This is a genomic window from Sphingopyxis sp. (genome assembly GCF_034380315.1).
GTDB lineage: Bacteria > Pseudomonadota > Alphaproteobacteria > Sphingomonadales > Sphingomonadaceae > Sphingopyxis.
Genome location: NZ_JAXMPB010000003.1, coordinates 18,724 through 34,137, shown reverse-complemented (window position 1 = coordinate 34,137; position 15,414 = coordinate 18,724). Strand labels below are relative to the sequence as shown.

Genomic DNA, 15,414 nt, shown 5'->3' with positions numbered 1-15,414 from the left:
GCAATGCGTGTGGAGTGAATGATAGTGGCGGCGGAATCCGGCAAGATCGACCCGATGCACCAGTTCGAGGTGAGCCCGCTTGGTGGCGGCTTCAACCTTGGTGGTCACGAGATCCTGTTCACCAACAGCGCGCTTTGGATGGTCATCGCGGCGGTTGCCCTGGGCCTGTTCATGTGGGGCGGGATGCGCCGCGAGCTCGTTCCGGGCCGCTGGCAGGCCGCGGTCGAAGGCTTTACCGGCTTCATCTCCAGCATGATGACGCAGAATATCGGGACCGAAGGGCGCAAATATACGCCCTATGTCTTCTCGCTCTTCATGTTCATCCTTTTCTGCAACCTGCTCGGCATGTTGCCGCTCGGCGTTCTGAGGCTGCACCCCTTTACCGTCACCAGCCACATCGCGATCACCGGCGTTCTGGCGCTGCTGTCCTTCTCGATCGTTCTGGTCGTCGGTTTCTGGCGCCATAAGCTGCACTTTTTCTCGCTGTTCGTGCCGCATGGCACGCCGCTGCCGATGATCCCGTTCATCGCGGTGATCGAATTCATTTCCTTCATGATCCGTCCCTTCAGCCTCGGCCTGCGTCTCTTCGTCGCGATGACCGCCGGGCACGTGCTGCTCAAAGTGCTGTCGGGTTTCGTCATCAACGGCTTCAATGCCGAAAATCTGATGATCGGTTCGGTCGTGTCGGTGCTCAGCTTCACCCTGATGATCGGCATCAGCGCGCTCGAACTGCTCGTTGCCGGTATCCAGGCCTATGTTTTCGCCCTGTTGACTTCGCTCTACATCAACGACGCCGTCAACCTTCACTAATCCCGTTTATATCAAACGTTTACACCCAAGGAGTATTACAATGGACGCAGAAGCAGCAAAGCTGATCGGTGCTGGTCTCGCCGCTATCGGTGCCGGCATGGCCGCCATCGGCGTGGGTAATGTTTTCGGCAGCTTCCTTGAAAGCGCACTGCGCAACCCGGCTGCTGCCGACGGTCAGCAGGGTCGCCTGTTCATCGGCTTCGCCGCTGCCGAACTTCTCGGCCTGCTGGCGTTCGTCGTTGCGATGATCCTGCTCTTCGTCGTCTAATCGACGCCGGATTTGAAGGGGTCGGTCCCGGCGGGGCCGGCACCTTCGCAGGTTTTTCCATATTTAAGGCTCGCCTTTCATGCCCCAGATAGCCCAGCTAACCGCTGATAATTGGTATCTTGCCTCGCAGCTTTTCTGGCTGCTCGTCGTCTTCGCCGGTATTTATCTGGTGATCGGCCGCGGCATGCTGCCCAAGATTGAAGCGACGGTGGACGCGCGCGATCGCAAGGTTGCCGACGATCTGGCGGCTGCAAAGGCGGCGCATGCCGCCGCCGACAGCCTCGAGGAAAACTATCGCCAGCAAAGCGACGCAAGCCGTGCCGCTGCGCAAAAGGCGGTTGCCGAGGCAAAGGACAAGGCGGCCCGTGACGCGGAAAAGCGTCTGGCAAAGATCGACGCCGAGCTGGCGGAAAAGCTGGGCTCGGCTGAGGCCGATGTCGCCAGCGCCAAGACGTCGGCAATGGCCGAAATCGAATCGGTTGCGGCCGAAGCGGCGAGCGACCTGGTGGCGAAGCTGTCGGGCGTGAAGGTCGGCGCTGCGGACGCGAAGGCGGCAGTGAAGGCGGTGCTCCATGGCTAATCTGACCTTGATTCTCGCCGAAGGTGCGAGCGAACCCACCGCGTTCGGCTTGAATGCGACGGTATGGGTGTCGATCGCGATGCTGGCCTTTATCGCCATCCTTCTGTGGAAGAAGGTTCCGGCGATGATCGCGGGGGCGCTCGACAAGAAAATCGCCGAGATCTCGAAGCAGCTGGGCGAAGCCGAGCAGCTTCGTCTCGAAGCGGAATCGTTGAAGGCGGAGTATGAGGCGAAGCTGGCGCGTGCCGCCAAGGAAGCCGAAGAGCTGCGCGCGCGCGCTGACGCAGAGGCCGAAGCGCTGATCGCCAAGGCGAAAGACGATGCGACCGCGTTGATCGCGCGCCGCAAGCAGATGGCCGAAGACCGCATCGCGGCCGCCGAAGCCAGCGCGCTTGCCGATGTGCGCGGCGCCGCTGCCAAGGCCGCGACCGCTGCCGCCGCGACGCTGATCGCCGCCAAGCACGACGCCGCCTCCGACAAGGCGCTTGTCGATCAGGCGATCGAAGCCGTCGCCAAGGGCTGATCGCCTCGACACGGTTGCAGACATTGTCGAAACAAGGCGCCCGCGGATTTCCGCGGGCGTTTTGCTATGCGCGGATGTTATGCGACCACCGCCGTTCCATGCTCGCAACCAGATGGATGGCGGATGCCGCACAGACGGCGCGGGCGGATCGATCTTTGGCGTTGCGATCACCGGGGTGTTTCGAGGCTCGCCATACCCCTATGGGCCTCAGCCAAGAGCCTAAGGGCTTGGCTGGCCCCTGCACCGTGTCAGCGTGCTCATAAACGGCGGGGGGGGGGGAGCGTGGCTCCACCCGGCCGCCTCCACCCAGCCGTTTGTCAGCGGACAGGCTCCGCGCGTCCCTCATAGGTTGCCAGGCGACGCAGCGCGTCGGCGCGGACATTCGCCCAGAACAGGGTGATGTCATAAACATGGTAGTTGTTGCCGGGCAGCACATAGCCCGCGACGACATAATTCTTCGCAACATCGCCGTCGCCGATCATCAGATATCCGCGCGTATCGTCGCATTTTGCGCCGATCTTGCCCGCGATCAGCGACCCGCTCTTGAACCCTTCGGTCGGAACCAGCGTGCCGAGATTGGCTTCGGCCGCCGCCTCGGCGTCAGGGGTGCCAGTGATGGGGTTGGTGCACAGCATCCGGGTTTCGGCGCGCGGGCGCCCGTCGAAACCGATGGTGCCGTCATAGGCGCCTGTCACCATCGCGGGATCGGCGGGCTCGGCAAAGCTCGCCCAGCTTAGAATGCATCCCTTCTGACCGGCGCTTTGGCATGCGGGCAGGCCGAGGGCCGCCATGTCGGTGTCGATGCTGACCGGCCAGCCGACGACATAGGCAGCGACGATGCGCTTCGCGAGCGGGGTGCCCGCGATGCGAGTGCGCAACAGCGTCGTCAGGTGCAGCGCGCCCTGGCTGTGGCCAGCCAGAATGATCGGCTTGTCCTTGGGTTGCGCAGCCAGAAAGGCGTCGAATGCCTGTTCGACGTCACGATAGGCCGAATCGATCGCTTTGCCCGCCGTCACGCGGTCGGTGGCGAGGAAGGCGCCGAGCGTCGCCTGGCGATAGCGCGGCGCCCAAATTTCGCCGGCGTCGGCAAAGGCACTCGCCATGCCGCGGACGAACAGATTGGCGCGGTGGTCGGAATCGCGATCGCTGAGCGGTGCGTTCCAGCTCGACCGGCTGTAATAGCTGGTCGGATGGACGAAAAAGACGGCGGCGTTGCCTGTTTCGACGGGCGCGGCGGTCGTCGCTGCGGTGCTGGCGGCATGGGCCGGCGGAACCAGCTGGTCATGGGCCTGTGCCTCGGCGCTGTCGGGGGCCGCTTCGCGCGCTTCGGCCTCTGCGAGCTGTGGGCGCCAGGTCGAGGGATCATCTTCCATGCCCGGCCGCGCAAACCACATTGCCGGATCGTCATACGCATTGGGCTCGGGCGCCGCCTGTTGCTGGAAATCGGCGCTGGGGACAAAGGCGACCCGCGCGAGCCAGCCGGGGAACAGCTGGTACACGACCCCGGCGGCAAGGATGAGAAGGATGATCGCGGCAATGAAATAGAGGAATTTGCGGGCCAAGCGGCGCTCCATGCGGTCGGGGAACACGAAATCGGGGCTTCTCTAGCCTCTCCGGAGCGAGGCTACAAACAACTCGTCATGCTGAAACAAGTTCGCCATGGTGAAGTTCCACGATAGGTCTTCGCCTATGACCGACGCCACCGCATCCGTCGCCGCCGATTCGGCGCTGCCCGTGTCCGCCCGTTTTGACGATAATGACCCGCCCTGGCCGCTGCGTCCGTGGATCATGGCGGCGATCTGCGCCGTGGCCGGACTGCTGTTCCACATGCTCGTCGATCGCGATTATGGCAGCGAACCCGCGCCTTTGCGCGACGCGCTTGCGACCTTCGTGGCCTTCTTCGCCACCGTCTTCGTGCTCGGGGTCGAGCAGCGTCGATGGCTGTGGGCGCTGGGTTTCGCGTTGCTGTGGGGCGCCATCATGGGGCTGATCGTGTGGCGGTCGGCGGGATATAATCTGCACGGAACCCCGATCGAATGGCCCTTCTGGTCCGGGGTGCTCGCGGTGCTGGTGGCCACGCCGCTGTTTCAGACGCGGCGCGACGTGGCGCCCGACCGGCGCTTCTGGAAATTGTGGCAGATGCCTTATGACCGGCTGCACAGCCATGCCTGGACCGATGCGGTGATCGGCGCGGCCAGCCTGGCTTTTGTCGGCATCACTTTCCTCCTCGTGGTGCTGATCAGCGAGATGTTCCACCTGATCGGCGTCGATCTGATCCGCGATCTGATCAAGGATGACTGGTTCGGCTGGATGCTCGCCGGGGCGGCCTTTGGCGGTGCGGTCGGTTTGCTGCGCGAGCGTGACAAGCTTGTCGCGACGCTTCAGCGGCTGGTGATGATCGTGCTGGCGGTGCTGGCCCCGGTGCTGGCGGCGGCGCTTTCGATCTTCCTTCTGTCGCTGCTCGGCGTTGGGCTGCACAAGCTGTGGGCATCGGGCTTTTCGGCAGCGGCGCTGATGATGGCCGCGGCTGCCTTTGCGGTGTTGCTCGCCAACGCCGCGATCGGGAACGGCAGGGACGAGCGCGCGGGCAATCGCCTGCTTCACGGGGCTGCCGGCGTATTGGTGGTCGCGGTCCTGCCGCTTGCCATGATTGCCTTCTACGCGATGCATCTGCGCGTGGTCCAATATGGCTGGACCCCCGAACGTATCTGGGGCGTGATCGCGGCGGTGATTGCGCTTGCCTATGGTGCGGCCGGGCTCTGGTCGGTGATCAGGGGGCGGCGCGATTTTGACGATATTCTGCGTCCTCTGCAGCAAAAGCTGGCGATTGGACTGATGTTGCTCGCGGCCTTTTTGGCGCTGCCGATCCTCGATTTCGGCGCGATTTCGACGCGCGATCAGGTCGCCCGCCTGAAATCGGGCGCGACGCCGGTCGAGAAGTTCGACTGGGCGGCGCTGGCGTTTGATTTTGGTCCGACCGGACGAAAGGCGCTCGAGCGGCTGTCGGTCTCGCCGCAAAAGCCGCTGTCCGATGCCGCAAAGGCCGCGTTGCAGGCGACCGATCGCTATGTGCTGAGTGGCCGGGCGGGGCGCGTCCCGTTGAAGCCGATCGAGGAGCGGTTGCGCATTTTGCCGAAGGGGCGGGCGTTGCCGACCGAGGCGCTCGCCCTCATCGAATCGAGTTATATGTGCCAGCATGCGCACGTCTGCGTTGCGGTCTGGATCGATGACCGGCGGATAGCGGTTCTGGGACAGGGGATGCCGGGCGAGCCGATCCAATCCGATCGCATATCGTTGAACGACGCGGGTCGCTGGATGAACGGTGATCATTCCAAGCATCCACAGGCCGACAAGCGCAGCATTGACCTGTCAAAGGCTGTGGTCGCCATAGAAAGCGTCGCCCAGCGGCGCATCACGGTCGACGGCATCGCGGAATCGGACAGCTTCGAATAGCGGCGGCTTGATGCACGCGGGGCAGGATGCTAGCGGCGCAGCGTCCCCCGCAAAGGCAGGAATCAATGGCAATCGATCAGGCAACGGTGAAAAAAATCGCGTCGCTGGCGCGCATCGCGATCAGCGATGCAGAGGCCGCCGCGATGGAAGGCGAACTCAACAACATATTGGGCTGGGTCGAACAACTCGGCGAAGTCGACGTGACCGGGGTGGAACCGATGACTGCGGTGATCCCGAACCAGCTCCGGCTGCGGGACGATGTCGTCGATGCCGATCCGCTGACCGGCGGCAACCGCCGCGATGATGTCCTCGCCAATGCGCCCGAACCGCAGCACGGCTTTTTCGGCGTTCCCAAGGTAATCGAATAATGACCGACCTGACCAATCTTACCGTCGCGCAGATCCGCGACGGACACCGCGCGGGCGATTTCAGCGCCGTCGAGGTCGCAGAGGCGTTCAATGCCAATGTGGCGGATGCGAAAGCGCTCAACGCTTTCATCGTCGAAACCCCGGACAATGCGATCGCCGCGGCGAAGCAGGCCGACGCCGATCGTTCGGCGGGGACGCTGAAACCGCTGTCGGGGGTGCCGATCGGCATGAAGGACCTGTTCGCGACGAACGGCGTCCAGACGACTGCCGCCAGCCATATGCTCGAAGGTTTCGTGCCGCGCTACGAATCCACTGTATCGGCGAAATTGTGGGATGCCGGCGCGGGGATGCTCGGCAAGCTCAACCTCGATCAGTTCGCGATGGGTTCGTCGAACGAAACCTCCTATTTCGGGAATGTCATCTCGCCCTGGCGGCGAAACGACGGCGGCGATGCCGCGCTGGCGCCGGGCGGGTCGTCGGGCGGATCGTCGGCGGCGATTGCGGCGCGGCTGTGCCCTGCGGCGACCGGCACCGACACCGGCGGTTCGATCCGCCAGCCCGCGGCCTTCGTCGGCATTTCGGGTATCAAGCCGACCTATGGCCGCTGTTCGCGCTGGGGCATCGTCGCCTTCGCCAGCTCGCTCGACCAGGCGGGGCCGATGGCGCGCGACGTGCGCGACTGTGCGATCATGCTTGAAAATATGGCGGGTTTCGATCCCAAGGATTCGACCAGTCTCGACCTTCCGGTGCCGAACTGGGAAGCTGCGCTGTCGAGCGACCTTGCCGGAAAAAGGGTGGGTATTCCCGAGGAATATCGTCTCGAAGGCATCGATCCCGATATCGACGCAATGTGGGATGCAGGCATCGCGATGCTGAAGGATGCGGGCGCCGATGTCGTCGACATCAGCCTGCCGCACACCAAATATGCTCTGCCCGCTTATTATATCATCGCGCCTGCCGAAGCTTCGTCGAACCTCGCGCGCTATGATGGCGTGCGCTATGGCCTGCGCGACCTGCCGCAGGGTGCTGGTCTGCAGGACATGTACGCCGCAACCCGCGCCGAAGGCTTCGGGCCCGAGGTCAAGCGCCGCATCATGATCGGCACCTATGTGCTGTCGGCGGGCTTTTACGATGCCTATTACACGCAGGCGCAAAAGGTACGGGCACTGATCGCCCGCGACTTCAACGCCGCGTTCGAAAGCTGCGACGTCATCCTGGCGCCGACCGCGCCGTCGGCGGCGTTCGGGCTGGGTGAGAAGATGGCCGATCCGCTGGCGATGTACCTCAACGACGTGTTCGCGGTGCCCGCGAGCCTCGCGGGGCTGCCCGCGATGTCGGTCCCCGCGGCGCTGAACCGCGAAGGGCTGCCGCTGGGCTTGCAGATCATCGGCAAGGCGTTCGACGAACAGGGCGTGCTCAATGCCGGCCTCGCGATCGAAGAACGCGCCTGGTTCACCGCTCGTGCCGGGAAGTGGTGGTAAGATGGCCTCCGAACCCTCTGATACCGCTCTCAGGCTGCGACCGCTGCCGCTGCTGATCTTCAGTTCGCGCTGGCTCCAGCTTCCGCTCTATGTCGGCCTGATCGTCGCGCAGTGCGTTTATGTGTTCCTGTTCCTGAAGGAACTGGTCCACCTCGTCATGCATGCGTGGGAATTTACCGAACAGCAGATCATGCTGGTGGTGCTCGGCCTGATCGACGTGGTGATGATTTCGAACCTGCTGGTGATGGTGATCGTCGGCGGATACGAAACTTTCGTTTCTCGACTTGGGCTTCAGGGGCATCCTGATCAGCCCGAATGGCTCAGCCATGTCAATGCCGGGGTGCTGAAGGTGAAACTGGCGATGGCGATCATCGGCATTTCGTCGATTCACCTGCTGCGCACCTTTATCGAGGCGGGCGCCATCGGCCAGCCGACGGGGCGTATCACCAGCGAAGCGGTGATGTGGCAAACCATCATCCACATGGCCTTCATCCTTTCCGCGATCGGCATTGCATGGGTCGACCGCATGACACAGCAGAAGCACTGACATGAGCGATTATCGTATCAAGGGCGAAACCGGCGAGTGGGAGGTCGTGATCGGCCTGGAGGTTCACGCGCAGGTCACGTCGAACGCCAAGCTGTTCTCTGGCGCCGCGACGGCATTCGGGGCGGAACCGAACACGCAGGTGTCGCTGGTCGACGCCGCGATGCCGGGGATGCTCCCCGTGCCGAACCGCGAATGTATCCGCCAGGCGGTGCGCACGGGCATGGCGATCGAGGCAGAGATCAACAAATGGTCGCGCTTTGACCGCAAGAATTATTTCTATGCCGATTTGCCACAGGGCTATCAGATTTCGCAGCTTTACCATCCGCTTGTCGGCGAAGGTTCGCTGAACATCGAAGCCGATGAAAAGGCGGGGATTCCCGAGGCCAAGCGCATCGGGATCGAGCGCATCCATGTCGAGCAGGATGCCGGCAAGCTGATGCACGACCAGCATCCGACGATGAGCTACGTCGACCTCAACCGCTCGGGCGTCGCGCTGATGGAAATCGTTTCGCGCCCCGACATGCGCTCGCCCGCAGAAGCAGGGGCATATGTCCGCAAGCTGCGTTCGATCCTGCGCTACGTCGGGTCTTGCGACGGCAATATGGAAGAAGGCTCGATGCGTGCCGACGTCAACGTGTCGGTCCGCAAGCCCGGCGACGAATTCGGCACGCGGACCGAGACAAAGAATGTCAATTCGGTGCGCTTCGTTATGGCGGTGATCGAGGGCGAGGCAAAGCGACAGGTCGCGCTGATCGAAAGCGGCGGCGCGGTGGTACAGGAAACGCGGCTCTACGACCCCGATCGCAACGAGACGCGGTCGATGCGGTCAAAGGAAGACGCGCATGATTACCGCTACTTCCCCGATCCCGACCTGTTGCCGCTCGAACTCGACGATGCGTTTCTGGCCGAATGCCGCGCGTCCTTGCCGGAATTGCCGGACGCGAAGCGCGCGCGCTATCTCAGCGAAGGCATTTCGGCCTATAATGCCGATGTGCTGACCGCGGAGGTCGAGGCGGCGCGCTGGTTCGACGCGCTGCTCGAAGCAGGCGCCAAGCCCGTTGCAGCGGCGAACTGGGTAACGAGCGAATTGTTCGGGGCGCTCAATCGCTTGGGCCGCGACATTTCGGATTCGCCGGTCAGTCCTGTGCAAGCGGCGGAATTGCTCGGCCTCGTCGCCGACGGCACGATTTCGGGCACCATTGCGAAACAGGTGTTCGAAAAGATGCTCGAAACCGGCGACGGCGCCGCGGCGATCGTCGATCGTGAGGGCCTTAAGCAGACCAGCGACACCGGCGCGATCGAAGCCGAAATCGCCAAGGTCCTCGCCGCCAATGCCGACAAGGTCGAGCAGTATAGGGGCGGCAAGGAAGCACTGTTCGGCTTTTTCGTCGGCCAGACGATGAAGGCCATGCAGGGCAAGGCAAACCCGCAGGTCGTCAACGAGCTGTTGAAGAAGGCGCTGGGTTGAGCGTCTCCATATAAGCCAGTTCGCTGCGAATGGAGGCGCTTCGCGGTCGGGTTCATGGCCTGTGCAGCGCCTAGGGAGCACGCACGCCCTGACGCGAGCGTGTGGCAATTTCGCTCGTCCATTCATTTCCCTCTTGTCGCGATCATTATTTCAGCGAAAGAAGTAACGGGGAGCAGGGGGGCGACGAATCACACCTGACCCGGCAGTTCAAAGGGGGGGGGGGATGCGAAGCATATTTGTTTCGGCCGTTATATTGGCGACGTCTTTGTCGATAGTGACAGTCAGCGCCCAGGCGCAGGCAATTAAACCGCCTGAACCGATACGAAACTTCACGCCAGATGAGGTCTCTGCGGTCACAATGCCGGACTTGGCCTTTGAGCAAACGCAGGCTGATATCGATACCTACGATAAATATTTCTTTTTCCATCGCGAAAATACCGATTTCGATACCGCATATAATGACATCAGCGAATGTGACGCAGTGTCGAGCGGATTCAATTATTACGCAGGCGGTGACAGTTACATGTCGAGTTATTATGCGACCCAATATGGCTTGGCGGGCGCAGCGGGAAGCGTAATCGGATCAGCGATTGCCGATGCCATCTTCGGTTCGGCCGAGCGGCGCCGCGCGCGCCGGATCAATATGCGCAATTGCATGGGGTTCAAAGGCTATGACCGCTACGGAATGGAAAAGGAGCGCTGGCAGAGCTTTCATTTCGAGGAAGGCTTTGGCCGAATGGGTGACGAGAAACGCGAAGGCCATTTGATGAAGCAGGCACGGGTCGCCTCTGGACCCAAGCCGTCTGGGGAGGTTCTGCCGCGATGATCCGGATACTCGTCAGCGCGCTCGCGCTCTCCGTCGCCCTGCCTTCGGTCGCACTTGCCGAAGCGGTCGAAGAGAAGAATCTTCTGTCCGGAAAGGACAGGATCGATCCTACGAAGGGTTACATCTACATTAGCGGACCCGTTCGGCAGATGGGCATGTTGCTTCGCCTGCCCGATGCGGCAACCATCGCCGAATATGAGCAGGAATGGCGTGCCGCACTGACCAAGGTGCAAGAGAAATATCCGGGTAAGCTGGAAAGCTGGGAGCGTCGCGCCGAACTTGCAGAGCAGAGGCAGAGCAGGGTGCCAGAGAAGCCGATGGAGCCGACCGAGGAAAATTTTGCGATTGGCGCGATCGAACTGCGCGACCCGGTGTCGTTCGGGCCGCAGTACGTTTTTGCCAAGGGGCAAGATCCTGACCGCTACAGTTATCTGGTCGAAGTGAAGCCGGGACGTTATGCCTACTACGGACCGCTGTTCTTTCTGCCAAATGTCGGTATGCAGGGCGCCTGCTATTGCATGGGCACCGTCTCCTTCGAGGTGAAGGCAGGGTCGATCACCGACACGGGCAATTTTTTCCTGGCGGGTCCCGGCGTCGATCCGGCGTTCCCGCCGCCGCCAGCGAAGCTCGAAGGATCGGAAGCCGGGCTATATCGCCCGGTCGCCGGAAGCGAACAATGGGGCGCCGTCACTTATGGTCTGCCCGAATCGCTCCGGTCGTTTCCGAACGAGCAAGCCGATTTTCGCGCGTACGGAAAGCTCGACAATTTCTATCGTGCGATCGTCGGGCGTATGCCACCGGTCCCGGGAGTGCTTGCTTATGATCGCGACAAGATCATCGACCTGAAAGCGGCGCCGATTGCGGTTGATGGAGCCGACTAGCGCTCCTTCCACCGCGGCCGCGCCCGCCATACCGTCTTCCCTTCCTTGATCGTTGAGAGGGCGCGGTCGATGCGGTCAAAGGAAGACGCGCATGATTATCGCTACTTCCCCGATCCCGACCTGTTGCCGCTCGAGCTCGACGATGCGTTTCTGGCCGAATGCCGCGCGTCCTTGCCTGAACTGCCGGACGCGAAGCGCGCGCGCTATCTGGGCGAAGGCATTTCGGCCTATAATGCCGATGTGCTGACCGCGGAGGTCGAGGCGGCGCGCTGGTTCGACGCGCTGCTCGCAGCAGGCGCCAAGCCCGTGGCGGCGGCGAACTGGGTGACGAGCGAATTGTTCGGTGCGCTCAATCGCCTGGGCCGCGACATTTCGGATTCGCCGGTCAGTCCTGTGCAAGCGGCGGAATTGCTCGGCCTCGTCGCCGACGGCACGATTTCGGGCACCATTGCGAAACAGGTGTTCGAAAAGATGCTCGAAACCGGCGACGGCGCCACGGCGATCGTCGATCGCGAAGGGTTGAAGCAGACGAGCGATACCGGCGCGATCGAGGCCGAGATCGCCAAGGTCCTCGCCGCCAATGCCGACAAGGTCGAGCAGTACAGGGGCGGCAAGGAAGCTTTGTTCGGCTTTTTCGTCGGCCAGACGATGAAGGCCATGCAGGGCAAGGCAAACCCGCAGGTCGTCAACGAACTGTTGAAGAAGGCGCTCAGCTGACGGTGATCCAGTTCACAGCGGATTCAGGGTCTTACCTGTCATAACGCCGATATTCGGTCGTCGTGGACAAGGACAGAGATGATGATGACGCGGTTTCTGGTTTCGCTGGCCTGTGCGGCTGTGGCGGCGAGTGCGGCGAGTGCGACCGATGCCGCCCAGGCCGCGCCTTCGCCTCCGGTGAACAAGGGGTATGACTGGGCGCTGCGGATCAACGAGGGCCGCGTTTCCGACGCGATTCTTGCCTATGAAGTCGACGGCACCGACGATCAGCCGCTCAGCCTGCAATGCGAAGAGGGCGGACGGCGCATCTTTGCCGGGATCTCGGGCGGGCCTGCGGATCTTCGCGACCTGACGCTGGCGTCGGGCGATCAGCGGCTTTCCGTGCCCGGAAAAAGCACGGCGACCGAGATCGACGAGATGCCCTATTTCACGTCGCAGGAAATCGCCGCTGATTCGGCGCTGATCGCGGCTTTCGCCGCCCGTGGCTGGCTGCGGATGACCGTCGGCGGCCATAGCATCGATATGGTGGCGACGCGCAAGGGGCGTGATGCGATCCGCCGCTTCGTCGCCTTTTGCACGGCGCGCTGATCGCGGCAGGCGGTCAGTGGCTGGGCGGAAGTTCGCTCGGTCCGCGGCCGGGTTCGTCGATATCGCCGCCGCCGGGGCGCCCCGGAATTTCGATCGGCTGGCCTGCCGGATCTTCCTGCGGGCTTGGCCGCGCAGGGGTTTCGGGCGGCGATTGCGGCTCGATGCGGTCGGGGCGCGGTTTGGGCAGGGGGGTATTGCCACCGGTCATGTTCATTCTCCTTGCCCTATCAACGAACCGGCGCGCTGCATGTTCCGCCCTGGCGAAGACCACGGCTTTCCGCCCTTGCCCTTGGCCGCGCGTCTGCTATAGCCCCGCGCGGCCCGCACGGGCGTGCGCGGCACAGCGCATGGCATCCCGTGCACCCGGCCGACAGCTCCTGCGGGCGTGGCGGAATTGGTAGACGCGCTGGTTTTAGGTACCAGTATCGCAAGATGTGGGGGTTCGAGTCCCTTCGCCCGCACCAGTTCGTCCACGCTGACCGGAGTCGGGAGCCGGGAAGGGGGACCGCGCCAGCCGGCCGGTGCCCAGGACACGAGATTTTGAGCAAGGATATGAGCAAGGCAATGAAGACCGTCGAAACGCTGAACGAAGGCCTGAAGCGCGAATATAGCCTGACCATCACCGCGAAGGACATCGATGCGCGGGTGGATGAGGAAGTGAAGGCCGTGGCGCCGCAGGTGCGCATGCCCGGTTTCCGTCCTGGCAAGGTTCCGCCGAATCTGATCCGCAAGATGCACGGCGAAGCGCTGTCGGCCGACGCGCTGAACAAGGCGATCGACCAGAGCGTTCGCGATCTGATGACCGAACAGAAGCTGCGCCCCGCGTTGCAGCCGGCAGTGACGCTGGCCGACGGTTATGAACGCGGCAAGGACGCCGAAATCACCGTTGCGCTCGAAGTCTTGCCCGATATCGCGACGCCGTCGATTGATGGTCTCAAGCTGGAGCGCCTGACCGTTCCCGCCGACGACAAGGCCGTGATGGCCAAGATCGAGGAATTCGCCGCGCAGATGAAGCGCTTCGAGGATGGGGCGAAGACCAAGAAGGCCGCGACCGGCGACCAGGTCATCATCGATTTCGCCGGCAGCGTCGATGGCGTTGCCTTTGACGGCGGCACCGGCGAAGACATGGCGGTCGAAATCGGCTCCGGCCAGCTGATCCCTGGCTTCGAGGACCAGCTCGTCGGCGTGAAGGCTGGCGATGAAAAGACCATCAAGGTGACGTTCCCGGACGAATATCCGGTCGAAAATCTGAAGGGCCAGGCCGCCGAATTCGCCGTCACCGTCAAGACGGTGAAGGTTCCGGCCGAAACCAAGATCGATGACGAGTTCGCCAAGTCGCTGGGCCTCGAAAGCCTCGACAAGCTGAAAGAGCTGATGAAGGATCAGGTCGAACAGGAACTCAACGGTCTGACCCGCACCTATATGAAGCGCAAGCTGCTCGACCAGCTCGCCGCTTCGCATGACTTCGACGTGCCGCCGACGATGGTGGAAGCCGAATTCAACCAGATCTGGGCACAGCTCGAACAGGAAGCCGCGCGCGAAGACGATGTCGACGCCGCCAAGGCCGAGCTTGAAAAGGATCGCGACGAATATCGCAGCATCGCGGTACGCCGCGTCCGTCTGGGCCTGTTGCTGTCCGAAATCGGCCAGGCTCATGGTGTCCAGGTCAGCAGCCAGGAAATGCAGCGCCTGATCATGCAGGCAGCGCAGCAGTACCGCCCCGAAGATCGCCAGCGCTTCGTCGAATATGTCCAGCAGGATGCACTCGCCGCCGCACAGCTGCGCGCGCCGCTCTATGAGGACAAGGTCGTCGACTTCCTGTTCGAAAAGGCGGAAATCAGCGACCGCGAAGTGACCCGCGAAGAAATCGAAGCGGCGATCGAGGCGGACGAAGACGGCCATGTTCACGGTCCGGGCTGTGGTCACGACCATGACGAAAAGCCCGCCAAAAAGGCTCCGGCAAAGAAAGCCGCTGCCAAGAAGGACGAGCCGAAGGAAGCGGCCGCTGCCGAAGCCCCCGCGAAGAAGGCTCCGGCGAAAAAGGCCGCTGCTGCCAAGGCTGAAGAGGGCGACAAGCCCGCCGCCAAGAAAGCTCCGGCGAAGAAGACACCGGCCAAGAAGGCTGCTGCCAAGGACTAAGCTGCGGCTGATCGAAACAAAAAGGGCCGGGTGGAGGATGCTTCACCCGGCCCTTTTGTTTCCTTTGTTGCCTCAACCTTCCTCAGCGCCCCTCGGCGGCTGTGACCGGCAGGGAAGCTGCGGTCAGATCACGTCCATATTATAGCAGTGCCAGCTAAAGATCGCGGCGGCGCCCCTATGCGGGCGCCAGGGTTCGGCCAGTTCGCGCGTGACCTTTTCGCTGGGGCGCGCGCCCAGTTGCAGGATGCGGCCGACGGCTTCCTGAACAGCCAGATCGCCTGCGGGCCAGATGTCGGGGCGTCCTTCGGCGAACAGCAGATAGATTTCGGCCGACCAGCGGCCGATGCCCTTCACCTTCGTCAACAGCGCGATCGCTTCCTCGTCATCGGCGGGAAGCGCCGATACATCGAGTTCGCCGTCCAGGATCAGTTGCGCCAGGCTTTTGGCATAGCTCTGCTTTTGCGCGGACAGGCCGCAGGCGCGCAAGGAATCGAATTCCGCGGCTGCCATCACCTCGGCGGGACATCCCGTGCCGAACGTCGCCTCCAGCTTGTTCCAGATCGACGTCGCGGCGGCGACGCTGACCTGCTGTCCGACGATGGTCCGCAGCAGGGTCGTATAGCCGGGCTCGCGAATGCGCGGCTCGGGATATCCCGCATTGCCGAGCGCGCGCGCGAAATTGGTATCGGTTGCGGCTAGCGCATCGATGCTCCGGTTCAGCGTTTCCTGGCTCAATCCCATGCCATATTCCCTTTTTGTTCTCTC

Annotated in this window: 16 protein-coding genes, 1 tRNA gene and 1 pseudogene; 15 read left to right on the top strand and 3 right to left on the bottom strand. The window is 62.8% G+C overall.

Features of this window, described 5'->3' with window-relative positions; genetic code table 11:
* Positions 1-24: 24 nt before the first annotated feature.
* The 4 genes from U0S50_RS06110 to U0S50_RS06095 all read left to right on the top strand — a co-directional run bounded on the left by U0S50_RS06110 (position 25) and on the right by U0S50_RS06095 (position 2,181).
* The gene (locus U0S50_RS06110; RefSeq protein WP_322307888.1) at positions 25-810 is read left to right on the top strand and encodes a F0F1 ATP synthase subunit A; all 786 of its coding nucleotides are present in this window, start codon (positions 25-27) and stop codon (positions 808-810) included.
* Between the two features lie 40 nt (positions 811-850).
* Positions 851-1,078 (top strand): F0F1 ATP synthase subunit C, encoded by a 228-nt coding sequence (locus U0S50_RS06105; protein WP_003044110.1) that lies wholly within the window; start codon positions 851-853, stop codon positions 1,076-1,078.
* Between the two features lie 79 nt (positions 1,079-1,157).
* Entirely contained in the window at positions 1,158-1,658 is a 501-nt protein-coding gene (locus U0S50_RS06100) for an ATPase (protein WP_322307887.1), read from the top strand.
* Positions 1,651-2,181 carry a F0F1 ATP synthase subunit B gene (locus U0S50_RS06095; protein WP_322307886.1) on the top strand — a complete coding sequence of 177 codons (531 nt, stop codon included), beginning with the start codon at positions 1,651-1,653 and terminating at the stop codon, positions 2,179-2,181. The genes U0S50_RS06100 and U0S50_RS06095 overlap by 8 nt, the downstream gene beginning before the upstream one ends.
* A gap of 317 nt (positions 2,182-2,498) precedes the next feature.
* On the opposite strand, the gene U0S50_RS06090 is transcribed toward U0S50_RS06095, so the two are convergent.
* Positions 2,499-3,743: a DUF3089 domain-containing protein gene (locus U0S50_RS06090; protein ID WP_322307885.1), complete on the bottom strand. Its 1,245-nt coding sequence runs from the start codon at positions 3,741-3,743 to the stop codon at positions 2,499-2,501.
* A 127-nt stretch (positions 3,744-3,870) separates the two neighbouring features.
* Here U0S50_RS06090 and U0S50_RS06085 point away from each other — a divergent pair, with 127 nt between their 5' ends.
* From U0S50_RS06085 to U0S50_RS06045, 9 genes and pseudogenes are all read left to right on the top strand, one after another.
* Complete coding sequence (locus tag U0S50_RS06085; RefSeq protein ID WP_322307884.1) at positions 3,871-5,634, top strand: DUF4153 domain-containing protein; 1,764 nt, start codon at positions 3,871-3,873, stop codon at positions 5,632-5,634.
* A gap of 65 nt (positions 5,635-5,699) precedes the next feature.
* Complete coding sequence (gene gatC / locus U0S50_RS06080) at positions 5,700-6,002, top strand: Asp-tRNA(Asn)/Glu-tRNA(Gln) amidotransferase subunit GatC (RefSeq protein ID WP_322307883.1); 303 nt, start codon at positions 5,700-5,702, stop codon at positions 6,000-6,002.
* On the top strand, positions 6,002-7,483 hold the full coding sequence (gene gatA / locus U0S50_RS06075) for an Asp-tRNA(Asn)/Glu-tRNA(Gln) amidotransferase subunit GatA (RefSeq protein ID WP_322307882.1): 1,482 nt from the start codon (positions 6,002-6,004) through the stop codon (positions 7,481-7,483). The genes gatC and gatA overlap by 1 nt, the downstream gene beginning before the upstream one ends.
* A 1-nt stretch (position 7,484) precedes the next feature.
* On the top strand, positions 7,485-8,030 hold the full coding sequence (locus U0S50_RS06070) for a TIGR00645 family protein (protein WP_322307881.1): 546 nt from the start codon (positions 7,485-7,487) through the stop codon (positions 8,028-8,030).
* Between the two features lies 1 nt (position 8,031).
* Positions 8,032-9,498, top strand: a complete 1,467-nt coding sequence (gene gatB / locus U0S50_RS06065) for an Asp-tRNA(Asn)/Glu-tRNA(Gln) amidotransferase subunit GatB (protein ID WP_322307880.1) — start codon at positions 8,032-8,034, stop codon at positions 9,496-9,498.
* A gap of 223 nt (positions 9,499-9,721) precedes the next feature.
* Positions 9,722-10,324, top strand: a complete 603-nt coding sequence (locus tag U0S50_RS06060) for a hypothetical protein (protein ID WP_322307879.1) — start codon at positions 9,722-9,724, stop codon at positions 10,322-10,324.
* Positions 10,321-11,205, top strand: coding sequence for a hypothetical protein (locus U0S50_RS06055; protein WP_322307878.1), 885 nt, complete (start codon positions 10,321-10,323; stop codon positions 11,203-11,205). The genes U0S50_RS06060 and U0S50_RS06055 overlap by 4 nt, the downstream gene beginning before the upstream one ends.
* 63 nt (positions 11,206-11,268) lie before the next feature.
* Positions 11,269-11,922 (top strand): annotated as a pseudogene (gatB, locus tag U0S50_RS06050) (Asp-tRNA(Asn)/Glu-tRNA(Gln) amidotransferase GatCAB subunit B); the annotation flags it as partial.
* 78 nt (positions 11,923-12,000) lie between these two features.
* A complete protein-coding gene (locus U0S50_RS06045; protein ID WP_322307877.1) occupies positions 12,001-12,510 on the top strand; it encodes a hypothetical protein in 510 nt (169 codons plus the stop codon).
* Positions 12,511-12,523: 13 nt separating this feature from the next.
* Here U0S50_RS06045 and U0S50_RS06040 read toward each other — a convergent pair whose 3' ends face one another.
* Positions 12,524-12,718 carry a hypothetical protein gene (locus U0S50_RS06040; protein WP_322307876.1) on the bottom strand — a complete coding sequence of 65 codons (195 nt, stop codon included), beginning with the start codon at positions 12,716-12,718 and terminating at the stop codon, positions 12,524-12,526.
* Positions 12,719-12,889: 171 nt separating this feature from the next.
* On the opposite strand from U0S50_RS06040, the gene U0S50_RS06035 reads away from it, so the two are divergent.
* Positions 12,890-12,974 (top strand) — tRNA-Leu (locus U0S50_RS06035).
* Between the two features lie 100 nt (positions 12,975-13,074).
* Positions 13,075-14,649, top strand: coding sequence for a trigger factor (tig, locus tag U0S50_RS06030; protein WP_322308260.1), 1,575 nt, complete (start codon positions 13,075-13,077; stop codon positions 14,647-14,649).
* A gap of 123 nt (positions 14,650-14,772) precedes the next feature.
* Here tig and U0S50_RS06025 read toward each other — a convergent pair whose 3' ends face one another.
* Entirely contained in the window at positions 14,773-15,390 is a 618-nt protein-coding gene (locus U0S50_RS06025) for a DNA-3-methyladenine glycosylase 2 family protein (RefSeq protein ID WP_322307875.1), read from the bottom strand.
* Between the last annotated feature and the right edge of the window lie 24 nt (positions 15,391-15,414).